Source organism: Vibrio sp. THAF64 (assembly GCF_009363455.1).
Classification (GTDB): Bacteria; Pseudomonadota; Gammaproteobacteria; order Enterobacterales; family Vibrionaceae; genus Vibrio; species Vibrio coralliilyticus.
The window spans coordinates 33,346-47,545 of sequence record NZ_CP045357.1; the positions used below are offsets into that span (position 1 = coordinate 33,346).

At 41.8% G+C, this 14,200-nt stretch carries 22 protein-coding genes; 5 read left to right on the forward strand and 17 right to left on the reverse strand.

Features of this window, described 5'->3' with window-relative positions; all coding sequences use genetic code 11:
- Positions 1 to 55: 55 nt before the first annotated feature.
- The 3 genes from FIU99_RS24965 to FIU99_RS24975 all read right to left on the reverse strand — a co-directional run bounded on the left by FIU99_RS24965 (position 56) and on the right by FIU99_RS24975 (position 2,603).
- The gene (locus tag FIU99_RS24965) at positions 56 to 748 is read right to left on the reverse strand and encodes a hypothetical protein (protein ID WP_152472640.1); all 693 of its coding nucleotides are present in this window, start codon (positions 746 to 748) and stop codon (positions 56 to 58) included.
- The gene (locus FIU99_RS24970; RefSeq protein ID WP_172974091.1) at positions 748 to 1,377 is read right to left on the reverse strand and encodes a DarT ssDNA thymidine ADP-ribosyltransferase family protein; all 630 of its coding nucleotides are present in this window, start codon (positions 1,375 to 1,377) and stop codon (positions 748 to 750) included. The genes FIU99_RS24965 and FIU99_RS24970 overlap by 1 nt, the downstream gene beginning before the upstream one ends.
- Before the next feature lie 581 nt (positions 1,378 to 1,958).
- Positions 1,959 to 2,603 carry a hypothetical protein gene (locus tag FIU99_RS24975; protein ID WP_152472642.1) on the reverse strand — a complete coding sequence of 215 codons (645 nt, stop codon included), beginning with the start codon at positions 2,601 to 2,603 and terminating at the stop codon, positions 1,959 to 1,961.
- Between the two features lie 325 nt (positions 2,604 to 2,928).
- On the opposite strand from FIU99_RS24975, the gene FIU99_RS24980 reads away from it, so the two are divergent.
- The 4 genes from FIU99_RS24980 to FIU99_RS24995 all read left to right on the forward strand — a co-directional run bounded on the left by FIU99_RS24980 (position 2,929) and on the right by FIU99_RS24995 (position 4,565).
- The gene (locus FIU99_RS24980) at positions 2,929 to 3,201 is read left to right on the forward strand and encodes a helix-turn-helix transcriptional regulator (protein WP_043011861.1); all 273 of its coding nucleotides are present in this window, start codon (positions 2,929 to 2,931) and stop codon (positions 3,199 to 3,201) included.
- 166 nt (positions 3,202 to 3,367) lie between these two features.
- Complete coding sequence (locus tag FIU99_RS27585; protein ID WP_039951438.1) at positions 3,368 to 3,724, forward strand: hypothetical protein; 357 nt, start codon at positions 3,368 to 3,370, stop codon at positions 3,722 to 3,724.
- Positions 3,725 to 3,751: 27 nt separating this feature from the next.
- Positions 3,752 to 4,066 carry a hypothetical protein gene (locus tag FIU99_RS24990; protein WP_152472643.1) on the forward strand — a complete coding sequence of 105 codons (315 nt, stop codon included), beginning with the start codon at positions 3,752 to 3,754 and terminating at the stop codon, positions 4,064 to 4,066.
- 121 nt (positions 4,067 to 4,187) lie between these two features.
- Complete coding sequence (locus tag FIU99_RS24995) at positions 4,188 to 4,565, forward strand: phage protein (protein ID WP_152472644.1); 378 nt, start codon at positions 4,188 to 4,190, stop codon at positions 4,563 to 4,565.
- A 56-nt stretch (positions 4,566 to 4,621) separates the two neighbouring features.
- Here the strand turns inward: FIU99_RS24995 and FIU99_RS25000 are convergent, their stop codons facing one another.
- The 13 genes from FIU99_RS25000 to FIU99_RS25055 all read right to left on the reverse strand — a co-directional run bounded on the left by FIU99_RS25000 (position 4,622) and on the right by FIU99_RS25055 (position 13,036).
- Positions 4,622 to 6,010: a hypothetical protein gene (locus tag FIU99_RS25000; RefSeq protein WP_152472645.1), complete on the reverse strand. Its 1,389-nt coding sequence runs from the start codon at positions 6,008 to 6,010 to the stop codon at positions 4,622 to 4,624.
- A 162-nt stretch (positions 6,011 to 6,172) separates the two neighbouring features.
- Positions 6,173 to 6,640 (reverse strand): hypothetical protein, encoded by a 468-nt coding sequence (locus tag FIU99_RS25005; RefSeq protein WP_152472646.1) that lies wholly within the window; start codon positions 6,638 to 6,640, stop codon positions 6,173 to 6,175.
- 408 nt (positions 6,641 to 7,048) lie between these two features.
- On the reverse strand, positions 7,049 to 7,240 hold the full coding sequence (locus FIU99_RS25010) for a DUF3018 family protein (RefSeq protein ID WP_019277002.1): 192 nt from the start codon (positions 7,238 to 7,240) through the stop codon (positions 7,049 to 7,051).
- A gap of 1 nt (position 7,241) precedes the next feature.
- Complete coding sequence (locus FIU99_RS27420; RefSeq protein WP_172974092.1) at positions 7,242 to 7,406, reverse strand: hypothetical protein; 165 nt, start codon at positions 7,404 to 7,406, stop codon at positions 7,242 to 7,244.
- A 33-nt stretch (positions 7,407 to 7,439) separates the two neighbouring features.
- Positions 7,440 to 7,622 (reverse strand): hypothetical protein, encoded by a 183-nt coding sequence (locus FIU99_RS25015; RefSeq protein WP_152472647.1) that lies wholly within the window; start codon positions 7,620 to 7,622, stop codon positions 7,440 to 7,442.
- A 9-nt stretch (positions 7,623 to 7,631) separates the two neighbouring features.
- Positions 7,632 to 8,993 (reverse strand): zonular occludens toxin domain-containing protein, encoded by a 1,362-nt coding sequence (locus FIU99_RS25020; RefSeq protein WP_152472648.1) that lies wholly within the window; start codon positions 8,991 to 8,993, stop codon positions 7,632 to 7,634.
- Between the two features lie 4 nt (positions 8,994 to 8,997).
- Positions 8,998 to 9,342 carry a DUF2523 domain-containing protein gene (locus FIU99_RS25025; RefSeq protein ID WP_095562275.1) on the reverse strand — a complete coding sequence of 115 codons (345 nt, stop codon included), beginning with the start codon at positions 9,340 to 9,342 and terminating at the stop codon, positions 8,998 to 9,000.
- Between the two features lies 1 nt (position 9,343).
- The gene (locus FIU99_RS25030; RefSeq protein WP_152472649.1) at positions 9,344 to 10,639 is read right to left on the reverse strand and encodes a hypothetical protein; all 1,296 of its coding nucleotides are present in this window, start codon (positions 10,637 to 10,639) and stop codon (positions 9,344 to 9,346) included.
- Between the two features lie 139 nt (positions 10,640 to 10,778).
- Positions 10,779 to 10,991 carry a hypothetical protein gene (locus FIU99_RS25035; RefSeq protein WP_152472650.1) on the reverse strand — a complete coding sequence of 71 codons (213 nt, stop codon included), beginning with the start codon at positions 10,989 to 10,991 and terminating at the stop codon, positions 10,779 to 10,781.
- Between the two features lie 35 nt (positions 10,992 to 11,026).
- Positions 11,027 to 11,251 (reverse strand): hypothetical protein, encoded by a 225-nt coding sequence (locus FIU99_RS25040; RefSeq protein ID WP_095562278.1) that lies wholly within the window; start codon positions 11,249 to 11,251, stop codon positions 11,027 to 11,029.
- Positions 11,252 to 11,254: 3 nt separating this feature from the next.
- Positions 11,255 to 11,569: a hypothetical protein gene (locus FIU99_RS25045; RefSeq protein ID WP_152472651.1), complete on the reverse strand. Its 315-nt coding sequence runs from the start codon at positions 11,567 to 11,569 to the stop codon at positions 11,255 to 11,257.
- Positions 11,560 to 12,750, reverse strand: coding sequence for a replication initiation factor domain-containing protein (locus tag FIU99_RS25050; RefSeq protein ID WP_152472652.1), 1,191 nt, complete (start codon positions 12,748 to 12,750; stop codon positions 11,560 to 11,562). Before FIU99_RS25050 ends, FIU99_RS25045 begins: the two co-directional genes overlap by 10 nt.
- Positions 12,751 to 12,811: 61 nt before the next feature.
- Positions 12,812 to 13,036 carry a hypothetical protein gene (locus FIU99_RS25055; protein ID WP_152472653.1) on the reverse strand — a complete coding sequence of 75 codons (225 nt, stop codon included), beginning with the start codon at positions 13,034 to 13,036 and terminating at the stop codon, positions 12,812 to 12,814.
- Between the two features lie 127 nt (positions 13,037 to 13,163).
- On the opposite strand from FIU99_RS25055, the gene FIU99_RS25060 reads away from it, so the two are divergent.
- The gene (locus tag FIU99_RS25060) at positions 13,164 to 13,532 is read left to right on the forward strand and encodes a DUF3693 domain-containing protein (RefSeq protein WP_152472654.1); all 369 of its coding nucleotides are present in this window, start codon (positions 13,164 to 13,166) and stop codon (positions 13,530 to 13,532) included.
- Between the two features lie 174 nt (positions 13,533 to 13,706).
- Here the strand turns inward: FIU99_RS25060 and FIU99_RS25065 are convergent, their stop codons facing one another.
- Positions 13,707 to 14,066, reverse strand: a complete 360-nt coding sequence (locus tag FIU99_RS25065) for a DUF6559 family protein (RefSeq protein WP_040122553.1) — start codon at positions 14,064 to 14,066, stop codon at positions 13,707 to 13,709.
- Positions 14,067 to 14,200 lie beyond the last annotated feature (134 nt).

A 14,200-nucleotide genomic window follows, 5' to 3' on the forward strand; every position in this document is an offset into this window, starting at 1 on the left:
AAGTGTCAAGCATTTGGTAGCACTCTCAAATTTTGTTAAATGCCCAAAATAAAAACTAAAACATTTTAGGCTGAACCACTATATGCCTATTTTGCTGAGTGTAGTGTTTACTGCAAAGGGACAAAAACGCTTGAGGATTCTTAATTTCTTGAGCTTCTACACCATTTTTAACTAAACTGACAAATAGTGCGATAGCATGAGCTTGACAGTTGATAGATTTTTTAGGGTTAAATTCAATATCACTGTATCCATCAAAGTCCATAATTTGGTCCGTCAGATCAGAATGCTGAAGCAAGGCATTTATATACAACCAATCATAAAAATAAGTGCGGGGAACCAAGGGGAACTCCATACCAAAGAACTCGAAAGACACAAGATTTCCTGATTGTTTTAATCTGAGGTCTTTCTTGGCAGCTAACGAGTCATCTCCAAACAAATCTTTAAATGGGCCACCATGTTCAAAAACTTTACTTCCTTGAAACGCCGTTTCAACAGTAAACTTATTATTATTCTTTTTCGTCTTAATGGTTAGATTAAATGCACTCAACTCAATTCCAAGCTCCAGCAATGATTTGCTTGAAGCCTCTAGAACAGAGTTCAGTCCATTTTTTCTAGCAACCATGTGCAACTCTTCAACCGATTTTTGCTTTTGCGAAACCGCAAACCCAGAATGCCATTGAAATTCTAACATTTTTTCTGTCACACCAATCGTATTGGCTTTTGGAATAAATATCGGTCGAGTTGCCATTATTGATAAATCCTACGGTAGCGGCGAGATGCATATACACCTTTATCTGGTAAGTGGATTTTTATCTTCACATCACCAAGCAGATCTTTGTATTTCTTTTTTACCATCCTATTCGATACGTAAACACCCAACAAATCTTCAACCGCAACTCGATTTTCGATTAGCACTTCAGCTTGCTTATCTGTTGGGTCAAAGTCTTCTAATTGTTGTTCAGCTCTACTATCGAAGCCATCGATCTCTTCATATAAAGCTTGGAGAGCTTCTAACCCCTTAACTTCATGATCTTCCAATGCGCTCATCTTTCCATCAGCCGCATTATGCTTAAAGAACATGCATTCACTATTCCATAGAACGCGTCTTTTAATAGCTATCACAACCCAATCTTCATCGACATCTCGATATTTATAAAACATGAGATCGTTTGGATGAGCAATAGATGCTGAGATACTGTGTGTTCTTCTGTCGTGTCTTTCTTTATCGTTTATTACGACATCATCTAGCTCATTAACGGCATCGCGAGAGAGAATCCCTTTTTCAATAATGCTCTCTAAATTTGAAATGTGTGTAAAGTGAACTAGGTAAGGAATATCTAATTCTTGTACAAACTCTTTGATTTCTTTTTTACTCATTATTCTACCTCGAAGAGGATTAATATACATAGACGACTGATATTTAGTATTAGCGTCACATGGATATGCACTTTGATTTGTATGATGAATGTGAATCTTAACTTACTGACAAGGAACAAAAAATTATCGCAATCACAGAAAACGCACTTTACTTCTTGCTAGACCCGTCGCGAAGCGACACAAACGACCTATACATGTGAAGAGTGTGCTGAGGTCGATCGACTGTGTTGGGATGTTCCAGTTTAAAGGCTCCAGGTCGCTTGCGACCAAAAAGAGCCGCTTCCTTTTCGAAACACCCGCAGGGTGTATCCCTATTATCAATATAAATCTTTACTATCCGTTCTAGTCGAAGACTATGAAAAGTAATCATTAGGGCCGAGAGCTAGGACTATTAAGCAGGAGTAAATCTAGGAGCAGTAAAACGTACAAATGATGAACTTGAACCGTTCTTTTGTATCAGCAACGAATCAAATGTCGGGGTCTTATGTGAAGAAACGCCTCAGAACTGTGACATATAGCAGTGTTATTTGGCTTGGTACAACGAAAAAATCCCCAACTAAGGGGCATAGAGAAAAGGGCGTTTATATAGGAATTGGTGGTGCTTCAGTAGCATGCACTACTGGGCTTGATGCTAGCAGACGCTCTTTGCGGCGACGAGCGAGTAGGGTGATGGGCGTTAGAATGTACTTAATAGGGCGCTGCCATTGAGTTGCACGTTTCTTTAGGTACTTACGTGCCTTTTGTTTCGCTTCAAGACGCTCTTTAAGCATATCCAAATCAGCAAAGTATTTATCGGTGATCTTCTTAATCGACGCTAAGCCGCGCCATTTCTCTAGGTTGTCTTTGCCCGTGTAACGTTCTCGAGGCTGAACTGAGGTGATCCAACCTTTGCGAATCGCATAATCTTTGCACTGTTTGACACGCCATTCAGGCATGTTGAGTTCTTTACCGATGTAACCCCAGGTTCTCAAAAGAAAGCCGTGTTGCGTATCAACGCCAATTTTGCCTGTAGTCAGGCACATTTCATTGACAAGAACATACATAAAGCGGGCAACATCGTTTACCATGCTTTGCTGACTGGCGCGCCCATTCTCTGTGAGAAAAGCGGCTGAGGATGAAGGATTGTTGAGGATTCGCATCATTACAGAATAATGCAGACGACATAATGGACGCTCTTGGCGTTTCTTTTTCTGCTGTTCGTTATGCTGTAATGGATCGTAATTCATGCGGGGCGAAAGCCTAATCTTTGCTTGTATCTGACAATGAGTTGATTCAATTCTTATCTATCCGGTCAATACTTAAGAGGTTGCAATTCATCGTTCGGATTCCCCCCATAAGCGCTTCGAATCACTATGGGGGGATAAATTTTGGATCTAATGCCAAATATATGATGAATCGCAAAGCCTCCCGGCTTGACGTGTCCAAGCATCTCCAACGTTTCTCAAATGTTGCTTCAACTTAGACGGCTCAATTAAAGATCATTTTAATTCTGCCGTCGAGACCCTTGCGACACCGTTTTTTAGAATATACTCCAAATCTGGAGGAAGAAATATGATTACAACCTTGGATTTATTGAATCAGTTATGTGAAGAAAAACAGGTACATAGCTCCAGAGAAGTAGGAAAACTCTTAGGCATTCACCATCAGACAGTTCAAAACTGGCGTAATGGTAAGACAATGAGTGATGATCTAGCCTGTGAAATAGCTGTTATGTTGGGATTAGACCCAGACTTAACATTGCTCGCAATTATTGCGGAACGCTCTAAAAATGAACGTGTCATTGGAGCTGTTGAACGCGTAACAAACATAAAAAAGTTCGCGTGATTCATGAGGCAAAAGTAAAGGTAACTTGCTGAAATTCTAATTAAATTTACCTTTATTTTTTCCTTACCTTAGTGCGCATTACGCGGCCTTATGTTAAAACTTGTTGCATATCAGCCACTAAGTATTAACCAACCTTATCTAATTAAAGCTCGATTGGAGGTGTGTAATGCACAAAAATCAGCTTTTTAGAGAACTGGAGTGCGGTTTTAGCGTCGAAACTACAGCGAAACTCTGTTTCAAAAGTGTGAGTACGGTCAAACGGTGGGATATGGGGAATCCAATCCCACCGGAGTGTAAACGCCTAATGAGACTCGTATCAGGTAGAGAATTAGCTCCAAGTAGTTGTTGGGAAGGCTTTCGTATGAACAACTACAGGCTGGAACTCCCTAATGGCCAGTTAGTCTCACCGCAGCAAATTATGGTAGGTATCGCATTGTTAGAAATAAACTCTGAGCTAGAAATTAAAACTTCAACTAAGCTATTGAATATCGCAAGGATTTTGACCAATCTAAAATCTAGTTGAAAGAACAAACACAAAGAGGAGTACGCAATGATGTATTTTGAAAGTGCGCTAATTGCGTTACCCCTCATTCTTTTCTTTCTGGCTAGCTCATTTCAAAGAACTAAGGCAGCAGTAAAGCTCATTTACCGAGTGGCTTTCCTGATCTTATTTGGTTTCATAAGTTACACACTTCTATTAAATCTAGGATTCCTTCAACTGACTTTAAGTGAAGAAAGAACACTGTTAATCGGTAGCGATGTTTTAAACCTCGTTTCTTGTTTAGTGGTACTTTGCCTATATATAGCTGTCCACAAATTTACGCTAGCAGTGTACGAAGAATTTGAAGCAAACGACATAGATTGACCCGCCCTCAACATCTGATGTTAAGACTATCAATTCGTATTACGGGCACTTATGTTCAATGATATTCATATCATTAAAATCAATGCCTCAATAAACTCTTTCGCTTTTGAGAGAGTTAATCATGAAGTATCACGAAATGACCAAGAATTACATCTTTCGTGAATTTGAATGTGGGTTATCCATAGAAGATACTGCCAAGCTTTGTTTTAAAAGTGTGAGAACCGTCAAACAGTGGGATAGGGGGGATACTATACCTCGCGAATGTAAGCGTTTGATGAGGTTAGCAACAGGTAGAGAGCTTTCTAGTGGGAAGTCATGGGAAGGCTTCCAGATGAAGCACGATAAATTAGAGCTGCCCAACGGTAGATTGTTAACAGCTCAAGAAATACTGCTCGGTGCTGCATTGGCCGAGATTCAATCAGAATTAGAGTTGATGACCACTTCTAAACTCCTTCAGTTTGCAAGAGTTTTAGCGAAAATATATCAAAAGGGTAAATAAATCATTTTGGACAAAACAAGAGCCCGAATATGGGCTCTTTAGCCATGTTTAATAAACTACGCGGCAGTGCTCTTTTCTGGCGGAGTTGATTCTTGGGGTTCATCCTGACTTATAGGGGTGACTTGGCTGTTTGGCTTTTCGATTTTATTTTTTTTAAGCTTAGTACTATTAGCAAATCTGCCTGCTTCCCTAGCCAATTGTGGAAAGGTATCGACGGCTTTTTTGAATGCATCTGAATCAATGAACTCATGCCAAGGGCTATTGTAGTCCTTACCCTCGATTAGTCGTAATGGCATTTCATCTAGCCTATCTAATGTAGAGTTAAATAAGCGTTCTTCTGTTTCAGGGTCAAATCTTTCTGCCAGTTTTTTAAAGCCCATAAAGGACTTAGAAACTGTAGCTTTATAAGAGTAATCTTCAGATAATCTAAATCTATGGTTTATTTGTTGTGTACATATCCAAGCTAACCAAAGTGGACCTCCTATGGAAAAAACTGCCATCATCGTATGAAGTACTGCTTGGCCAGTTGTTAGAGAATTATTTAGAACAGACGATAATGCATCAACTCTAAAGAAGCCCATTGTAGCCCCTGAAACTAATGCGATAACCAATCCTAAAATATAAAGATAGATGCTCTTTCTCAACTGTTCTGCTTTTTGTTCGAAGCCAGCAGCGATGCCTTCTGTTGTTGCGATCTGTAATGCTGAATCACATTGTTTAATTATTTTTTGCGCCTCGACTTCAGCAGATTTAAGTCGCGTTAGATGCTGATCAGTAGCCTCTTTAATCGCTATTGTTTCTGACAGAGTAACTTGGGCATCTTGTTTAGCTTTTAAAGTTTTGGCTAATAATCCCGATACCTCGTTCTCAGTATCTTTATTGAATTTAATAACCTGCTCTCTAGTTTGCTTCAATAAAGCTAAATCTGTTGGAAGCGCTTCGGCGGCGCTGTGAGCACTGTTTATTTCATCAATTTTTTTCTGAAGACCCGATGTGTCGGTATCCAAGGCATCCAATTGATTCTTTATGCCTAAGCAGCGACCTGATAAACGTTTAGGTAAAAGATTTTTGCTTGATAGGACGTCCCATGAAAGCAGTTGGGTTTCTAAGTCGGAGAGGATAACGTAAATCGAACCAAACACTGAAGCAGACATTGCGTTAAAATTGGCATTATTACTTGCGTAACCGCTTAAATTATTCTTTAGTTCAGTCAGATTTTTTACATGCGCGTTAATTATTTCTACATCGCAGTCTGGCTCTTGGTCCTTATAAATGGAAAGCTTATTTTTAAAATTCCGGAAAACTTTTCCTAAATCTTCTTTCGATAGATAAGGGTAGTGCCAGCCCCAGCCATGTGAGAGGAGGCCAGACGGCATTGATGTACTGTCAAAATATTCTTCCAGAGAATCAAGTACATCAATCAAAGGTTTTAGTTTTTCGCTCATAATATCTCTCTAGTTAAATTTTTATCTTATTTTATAAAATGATCATACTAGCTACAAAAACGTCAAAAAATATGCTCTAAAAGCATTTCTATATTGTTCTAAGAATTCTGTAATGAAGACTTTCACCCCGTATTACTATACGGGGCGTATCAAATCGCCGACCTACAGTGCATCACCAAGAGTGCTCTGAGTCCTTTCCCAGCGCTGGCGAACAGATGTATATTTTTTGGTTGAGAATGTATATGTCTTGCTGTCGAAGCTAATAGTAACGTCGGAATTTCCAGAGAAACTCTGTTTAACAAACTCAATACCGCGTTGGGATTGAGGAAGCCAAAACGCAGTACTAGAAGAGCATTTCTGGATGAATTTCACCCATTGATACTTAACTTTGACGGTCTTATGCTTGTTTTTATCACTGGCGTAACAAAAACCGTTAGCATCAACAAAAGCCACAACTGAAGAGTTGTTTCCCCAAGAAACGATATTCGCAGAGAAATACTTATCTTCCTTTGATCTCACGTAGTGAGCTAATCCGCTAACAGTCCAATTTTGGGTGTCATCTGGTTTTATTAAGTCCGCATGAGCCAAATTTGACGCTAACAGCAAAAGCATTAATGCATACTTAAACATCTATTTTCCTTAATGGATGTAGGTTAATTATTGATTTTGGCAATGTTCTACATGAAAGAGATTTAAATATCAAACCAATTGCACTAAATCGTTAACGCACCTAGCTCTGAGCTTCTCCTCCTCAGTTTTCGTCGTCGTCGCTTATTCGCTGGTGCTGTTTGTAAGGGCAATCATTTTCGGCACTCAAATGATTGTGTGCTGAGAGTTTGTCGAGTTGCAGTGGCATTGAGCGCCACTAATGTTGATAGTCTCTGGAAGGCCGATCTTGGCAGGAAGGAGGTGTGATTTTGTGGTTTCAGGTAGGGGAGTGGCGCTTCGCGCGTTTTCGCTCAGTGAAGTAAATCACTCCCTTAACCTATATCGAGTGAGCTTTTCCCTGCGGGGCTAGAGCGTCACCAGTGACAGGGGCTATTTTCGAACTAATGAAGCCAAGCGTCCAGAGATAAGATTGCGAAGTGTGGCAATGGTTAAATCTCTATCTTCACACATACGTTGTGCCGCCTCTTTGACATCGCACTCCTTATCCTCAGGAACCCAAATGGTTATTTTCTTCAGCCCGCTATCACGCTGACGTTGTTCATACTCAGAGTTTCTACTCATATCAAACACCTAAACGAACAAACAAACCAAAGGCACAAAAAGCGGCTATGCCAATATTGAACAGAGCTCGTACAACTGACCCCTCAATGTGGTCCACATAAACAAAACCACAAGAAGCCATGAGCATAAACAAAAGAAGGACATCATAAAACTCGAATGAAATCATAATCACTCCTCATTCATCATAATTCGATTTTGATTAGTCAGAATTTGATTGTGAAATGTTTTTTGTGTGAGGCTTAGCCAGTCTGGCCGCCCCACCAAAAAAACATTTGAGTGCATCATAGAAAAGCAATGCAGCCGTTGTACCAGCAAAGCTATACAGCAAGAACGCTTCAATAATGAATTCCATTTCTGCTTCAGTAAAAGTGATGGTTTCCATAGGAGATCCTTAAAAGAGTTTAATTTCAGGTGAACCAGATTTAGGACCCAGTTTCTGGGGCTCTCTCTGGACTGGTTTGCAAAAGACATTGAGGCTTGCGGCCTGCTTTGTGAGCTTCAAAAAGCAGTCATCGTAATGGACAAATTGAATGTCATTAGCCGCTAGAAATGAATCATTAAGGTGGTATGTTCCTAAAGGTGTAACCGCTTCTAACGTGACAAAGAAGTCGAAGCCCTTGTCAGTGCGTTTGGTCGAGTAGCCTGTGTAGTACAACGATTGGACGTCATACATACCCAACATATTGCGAAGAACTGCTAAACGAGCATCTGGATTAGAGGAACTAGCGTTAGACGAATCGTGACTCCTACTATCAGATACAGAAGAATTGCCTTGAACACCCGCTTGACCAGATTGATTAGTTTGTGAGGAATTGGAAGGCGGAACTTGCGTCGTTTCCTGTTGCGTATCTTCCTCAGAATAACGAGTAACCAAATCGGATATACCATAAATCATGTACCCCAAACCAAAAATGATAAGAAAGCAGACCGCTATAAACTTTGGGCTGCGAAAAACAATATTCATCTGACCAGATGATTGCGCTTTTCCGGTCGTAGTGGACTTATAGAGAAGAAACGCATCTAACGGGATTTTTTGAGTGGTCAAGTTAGGGTGTGAGCCTTTGGGAATGGTTGGTGTCGTGACGTTTTTATCATGACGGAATATATAAGGCTTGCGCTTAACCCAAAAGAAGCCATCACGGCCTTTATGGAAAAAACATTCTTCCGCACACGCTTTGATGCCAGAATCAATCTGCTTCCAATCCGGTGACAAGAGTTCGATGTCCCAGTTGTAATGTCGGTGACGCATAAAGCCTTCATTGAAGGTGAATGGATAAATGATTCGTCCGTCCTGGTCATACTCTGCATGACCACAGTCATCAATATCACACGGGTCTAACTCATCCATGTTCACGGGAACATATCGAGAGTTGAAAAAGTCTTCATAACCATCAGGAAGCATTGGCAAGAATTCTTCTAAGGGCCTATATCGAAACTTCTTTATGTCGAAGCCAACTTTAGGAGAAAAGATATCCTGACATTCATCAATTACAATCAAAGCCCCCAGAGGTGCCCAGCAAAAGAAGTATTGCCAAAGCTCCAAGCCGCGTTCATTTTTGCTCGATATACGAATCAACTTAGAGGTTGATGGAAACTTGATATCAAGACGCTGTTCCATGATGTGTAGCGGTGCCATACCTTGAATGTTTGTCACGACTACACGGCCTGCTTTCAAAGCTTCAAGTACCGTAAAATAAGAGACATAAGACGATTTGTAAGCGCCATTCGCGCCTGTTCGAATACGTATGGCCATAGTGTTACATCCTCGTCATTTTGAGCACAAAGCCCGTAGCCAGAAAGTTAAAGTAAACGTTGATTGCTTGAGGTATCTTGAAAAGAAATGCGTAGTAACGAATCTCACTAGGCAAGGCATTGAATGCGGAAATAATAAACTCAGCAAAGCCGATTTCGTTTAGCAAAAATTCAGCTGTTCGATAAGACATCTCTATGTACTTAATGAGCATGTATAGACGAATCTTTACGTACCAAGCGTTCAGATAGATAAAGACTTGTTCAAACCAGTTTGGCGCGTTGGAAAAGAAATCAATCACGGTTTGGCCAACATCACCAAGACTCTGAAGAAGAGATAAAATGAATTCCATATCAATTTCCTAACTGACGAACGCCAGCAACAATAGCGACAAAAAGGATTGCGGTAGCAACCCAATGAGCGATATCCACCAAGGCGGGAAACACCACGGATTTACCTGTTACCGTTTGGCCGTTGGCAATCGTGAACTGCATAGCATGATCGTTAAACTCACCAACCTTGAGACGGGATTCGTCAAGGCTAAATACGTTTTTAAACTCTTTGACCTTCTCATCGTATTGCGCTTCCAATTCCTTGGTCTCGGCCTCTAGCTGCTCAATAGCACTAGGCTGATACAAAGGCATATCCCCGAAGTCAATTTCACCCTCTGGTGCACGATGTGAATAGTCACCAGTTGACAGGCCGTCTTTGATATCTCCGACCCCATTAGCAATATCGCTAATGCCAGAACCGAGACCCTCGACCGCAGCCTTAACATCGTTATTAGTGCCAAACATGGTTGCACTACTGTAGATAGCACTAGTGAGGTTATTCCCCATACCTGAGATGGTGTTGTTTAGTGAACTGGTTTGATTGTTGATGACGTTTTGCGTGTTGGTTGCAGCTCCATAGATAGAGCCGTTAAGAGAACCAATTTGACTGTTGATACTGCCAAGAACGTTTGAATAATCGGTAGAACCTAGGCCATCAAGCTTTTGATTGATTTGCTGGAGATTAGTAGCTGCACTGCTTGTGCTGGAAGCAATCTGGTTAACATCGGTAGACATAATATTAATTCTATTTTCAATAGAATTGGTTTTAACCTTAATGGTGTTCAACGCGCTATCCATATCAGCAAAATGCTCTGTGCGAAGCTGCTCTAATTTCTGAAAGGTGTAGACGCTCCAACGTGCAGACTCAAGACTGGCAATAGCCATATATTGCTCATCAGAATACCGATCCATATTGTTTTTGATTGCATGTTCAATCGCTCTGTAGGATGCGGGTAAATTTGGGTCTCCGCCACAATCCACATCTTCACAATCACCACCGCCATTGTCACCACCACCGTTATCGGGTTCAGGAAAGGAACCGCCCGCGACCATGCCATCACTATCAGGACAAGCATTACCGTCTGTTATGAAATCACCAGTGCACCGTTCAGCATCAGGAAAGCAGACGGATACATCTTTAAGGACAGACTTGCACGAGTTACCGCAAACGTACGGAGCATTACCGTACTTGCTCCAATCCCAAGACACTCCTTCACGCTCGATACCGATAGCACACGAAGCCTTAGCAGAAACAGAAACGAGCACGGCAACCATAAGAGAGAAGACAACGAGAAGGGTGTTGATTGCGCTACGCATAGAAGAACCTAGAAGAAAAAACGCCCCCAATCAGGAGGCGTTAACACCAGTATAAAAGCCGTAGAGGAACGCTGAAAAAACAGATATAGCCAAAACAACCGTTACAACGTCCGATACTAGGCTAACCACGACAAGCTCCTTACTTCATGCCGCCAGTAATGCGCGTCAAACCAAAAGCGAGAGCAGCAAGCGTAATCATGCCGACAACGACTAACGTATAGTTAGACTGACCTGCAGAAATGGCATCATTAATTGATTTGGTGATAGGGTTTTCGTTTGCAAACGCAGAAGCAGAAACAAAAAATGCACCTGCTGCAAGCGAGTATTTTTTAACTGTACCTAATAGTTTCATAGTGATATTTCCGTTGTTAGTGAGTTGTTTAGGGGCTATTTGCGCCCCATAGTTTTTACGATTCTTCCCAATGCGTGACCTGTTACGAACGAGAGTAATAAATACCCTGATACAAGCTGATAAAGATCAGAATCGATAGCGAGTGACCCTGAGACAGTCTGTGTGAGTTGTTCGACTTCCTCAGCGGTCAAAATCATGTAATCGCACAGATTCGGTGAACTGATAAAGTAACCGCTATGTTCGATTACACACTTAGCCATGTGTTAAGCCTTGCCACTAACTTGCTTGATATCGACAACAATGTTTCGTGCCGGATTCTGAGGGTCAGCATCAAGATGAAGCTCACACGTCATTGGAAATTGCGTTTCCAGTTCCTTAAATGCAGCGACCAGAGACGGGTTAGGGTTCATGGCAATTTGCTTTTGAACCAGACCAACAGGCTTACATTCGCCTTTCTCTGATTTCCAACCCTCATTGGGTGCGAGGTAGTTCACCTGCGCAAAGTTGTAAGGACGGTCATCCTTTTTGGATAGGCCTTGAGAGTGTTCACAACCGATGACAACAACTGTTAATGGCATAATATTTCTCCAGTTTTTTCTAGATGGAAGTCCCGACCGACTGGAAAGTTAATGCGGTCGGGGATGTCTGTTAATTCGAGCCCCTTGGTGAGGGTTTCGAGTATGTGTGCATCGTCGTCGTACAGTTGGCGCATGGCATTGACCAGCTTCCCGTACTGAACGCGAGCGTGTTTAACCGCATTTTCAAATGAGGTCATAAATTGAATCTTGGTGGTCGAAATCCGGATGGGTTCGACGTCATCAATCAGAGAGGCAAGGGCAGGGTATGCACCTGCAAAATACGGATCAGGTTCGATTAGAATATCGAGTGGAATTACCCTGTAACGGTTTCCTATCTGGACTTCAAAGCGGTTCCAGTTGGGATACTCTTCACATTTCATTTGAGCCGCCTTGTCATAGGCGCGGAATACCTTTCCGTTTTCACGAGCACCGACATAGAACGTATGGCCAGAATCAGGCACTAAACCACATTTCTTACGGTCTTCTTTGCTCATGCCTTTACCGCCCCAGAACTCGCCCCAACTAGGAGGCGTACCACGAGTGATAAACTCACCATCGATGTATTTCTGTTTGATATCTTCAATCGATACGTTGCCTTGAAGATCATCCAGAGCTAGGTCTACACGAGTGAGCTTTGTGCCGACCATTTGCTTTAGTGCTTTGTGTAGCGCTTCCATGTTTATGGCCTCACAGCCTTTACCGGAAAACGACACGTAATAGCCAAAGTTTGCCGCACCCCAAGCGACTAAGCCCGCCTGAGTGCCGTTGCAAAGAAGCTTTGCAGAATAGCGGTATCCTGAAAAACCACCTCGACGCTCTAAAGTCCAGACGTTGGATTTTTCATAGCTGATTTCGTTTTCTAGCAGTTCTAGGAATGACTCAACTTCACCGTGGCAAAGTGTATCGAGCATATCGATACCAATGTTTGAGATCAGGTGCTGGTAACATTCGTTGAATGACACATGTGTGTTGACCACCAAATCAGCGTCAACCAGTTCCTTATCAATAGCCGCAAAATACAAGTCACGATTGGCGAAGTTTTCTGATTCGACACAGCCTAAGACTTGAGCCAAGTTTTCGGCAAAGTGCATGATTTTGGTTTGCTCTCGATGCTTGATAGCCACCGCGTTTTGAGACTCAAACTCATTGATTTGCTCAAGGCAGAAACGTTGTTTCGCCATTTCCTTACAGCGTTCTAAAAGGAGCGGGGAGCCTGAAAAGCTCACATAGTCGATTACAGTTCTATTCATCACGGAACACTCGATCAAAAGCACCATTGGCGCGAAGTTCAGGCTCATTTTCATGCGTGATTTCAATCAGCTCACGGTCTGATTCACACGCATAGAGATACATTTCATGTTTGGTTTTGAAGTATTCCGGCATACCGTCAATCGAGCACCAGTACCCATCTGAGTGGTGCTCAAAATAGACTGGATTTTTTCGATTTGGTTTAGATGCAAATGTCATGAGTTCAATAACTCCGATAGAGACCGTGAGATGCGATTTATCGAAACTCTAAGTGCGATTAATCGAATTTACAAGATGCGAAAAATCGAATCTTTATGGCTACAATGGATCAAATATGGAGGTGCTCATGTACGCGAATGAACTGTTAGATGCCTATAAAAAGGCTCAAAACTACCTACAAGATAAGCAAATAGCGCACGATTTGAATATCGAGCCGAACAAAGTCAGTAAAATGCGCAAAGGTGTTCGCTATGTATCTGATGAGGAAGCAATTTTTCTAGCGGAAGGCGCAGGATTAGACCCAGAGATAGCTTTGCTAGGTTGTCACGCTGACCGCAACGATAACCCGAGCATCAAAGCGATGTGGGAAAGCATCGCAAAAAAGTTTAACGGGCGCGGTTTACAAGGAATATCAATGGCTTGCGGAGGCTTGGCTATGTGGATTAGCAGCCCGAATGGAGCAATTACTCAGTGCGTATTACGTACATTATGTTAAATATGGTGTTCATCTACGCGAAATCTGACTCGTTTATTGCCATTACTCCTCTCTTTTTTGAATTTCATTCAACATAATTGGATTTACCATAAAATAGGTAATAAGTAATGTGAGCATCTCTAGATGCTCACATTACTTATTACCGTCTTCAAACGGAGTACCCGTATTTATGGTTTAGTAACGACTGCCCATGCCATGGTGATGTGACATATAGTCGTCCATTTGGCCGCCTTTCCATTTGTTTTGCTTAGCTAAACGCAGGACATCGTCCGCGGTATATGTTTCACCACCGAAAAAGTCTTCTTTTATGCGAACCCTGATGGCGAGTACGGAGTCTCGGGTTGGCTCTTCTAGAGTATTGGGATCGCAAAATAATGCTACGGCAATCAGCTTATGTCTTTGAGCTAACGACTGGCTCAAATGATAGATTTGAGCAAGTGTAAAATACTCTCTACTGCCAAACCCTTTAACTAGCTGTGGGGAGAGTCTGCCGATGATTTTTTTGATACGTCGTCGTCTTAGGAAGTTAAGCATAGTCTGGGCTCCTTTATGACTGCGAAGAAAACACCCTATTGTTCTGTATGCATGACTTAAGCCAAGCTCTACATCAAAGTATAAAACCTTTATACGTCATTTTTTGTCAGGACATCAATCCCTCGACTCTTTAG

Bases quoted from the DNA above. Each gene is read 5' to 3' on its own strand.
- FIU99_RS25045 (WP_152472651.1), bottom strand. From the start codon at position 11,569: ATGCCATTAACAGTTGTTGTCATCGGTTGTGAACACTCTCAAGGCCTA.
- FIU99_RS25055 (WP_152472653.1), bottom strand. From the start codon at position 13,036: ATGACATTTGCATCTAAACCAAATCGAAAAAATCCAGTCTATTTTGAG.
- FIU99_RS25010 (WP_019277002.1), bottom strand. From the start codon at position 7,240: ATGAGTAGAAACTCTGAGTATGAACAACGTCAGCGTGATAGCGGGCTG.
- FIU99_RS25060 (WP_152472654.1), top strand. From the start codon at position 13,164: ATGTACGCGAATGAACTGTTAGATGCCTATAAAAAGGCTCAAAACTAC.
- FIU99_RS24980 (WP_043011861.1), top strand. From the start codon at position 2,929: ATGATTACAACCTTGGATTTATTGAATCAGTTATGTGAAGAAAAACAG.
- FIU99_RS24995 (WP_152472644.1), top strand. From the start codon at position 4,188: ATGAAGTATCACGAAATGACCAAGAATTACATCTTTCGTGAATTTGAA.
- FIU99_RS25035 (WP_152472650.1), bottom strand. From the start codon at position 10,991: ATGAAACTATTAGGTACAGTTAAAAAATACTCGCTTGCAGCAGGTGCA.
- FIU99_RS25020 (WP_152472648.1), bottom strand. From the start codon at position 8,993: ATGGCCATACGTATTCGAACAGGCGCGAATGGCGCTTACAAATCGTCT.
- FIU99_RS25000 (WP_152472645.1), bottom strand. From the start codon at position 6,010: ATGAGCGAAAAACTAAAACCTTTGATTGATGTACTTGATTCTCTGGAA.
- FIU99_RS25025 (WP_095562275.1), bottom strand. From the start codon at position 9,342: ATGGAATTCATTTTATCTCTTCTTCAGAGTCTTGGTGATGTTGGCCAA.
- FIU99_RS24975 (WP_152472642.1), bottom strand. From the start codon at position 2,603: ATGAATTACGATCCATTACAGCATAACGAACAGCAGAAAAAGAAACGC.
- FIU99_RS24990 (WP_152472643.1), top strand. From the start codon at position 3,752: ATGATGTATTTTGAAAGTGCGCTAATTGCGTTACCCCTCATTCTTTTC.
- FIU99_RS25005 (WP_152472646.1), bottom strand. From the start codon at position 6,640: ATGTTTAAGTATGCATTAATGCTTTTGCTGTTAGCGTCAAATTTGGCT.
- FIU99_RS25040 (WP_095562278.1), bottom strand. From the start codon at position 11,251: ATGGCTAAGTGTGTAATCGAACATAGCGGTTACTTTATCAGTTCACCG.
- FIU99_RS24970 (WP_172974091.1), bottom strand. From the start codon at position 1,377: ATGAGTAAAAAAGAAATCAAAGAGTTTGTACAAGAATTAGATATTCCT.
- FIU99_RS27420 (WP_172974092.1), bottom strand. From the start codon at position 7,406: ATGATTTCATTCGAGTTTTATGATGTCCTTCTTTTGTTTATGCTCATG.
- FIU99_RS27585 (WP_039951438.1), top strand. From the start codon at position 3,368: ATGCACAAAAATCAGCTTTTTAGAGAACTGGAGTGCGGTTTTAGCGTC.
- FIU99_RS25050 (WP_152472652.1), bottom strand. From the start codon at position 12,750: ATGGCGAAACAACGTTTCTGCCTTGAGCAAATCAATGAGTTTGAGTCT.
- FIU99_RS25015 (WP_152472647.1), bottom strand. From the start codon at position 7,622: ATGGAAACCATCACTTTTACTGAAGCAGAAATGGAATTCATTATTGAA.
- FIU99_RS25030 (WP_152472649.1), bottom strand. From the start codon at position 10,639: ATGCGTAGCGCAATCAACACCCTTCTCGTTGTCTTCTCTCTTATGGTT.
- FIU99_RS24965 (WP_152472640.1), bottom strand. From the start codon at position 748: ATGGCAACTCGACCGATATTTATTCCAAAAGCCAATACGATTGGTGTG.
- FIU99_RS25065 (WP_040122553.1), bottom strand. From the start codon at position 14,066: ATGCTTAACTTCCTAAGACGACGACGTATCAAAAAAATCATCGGCAGA.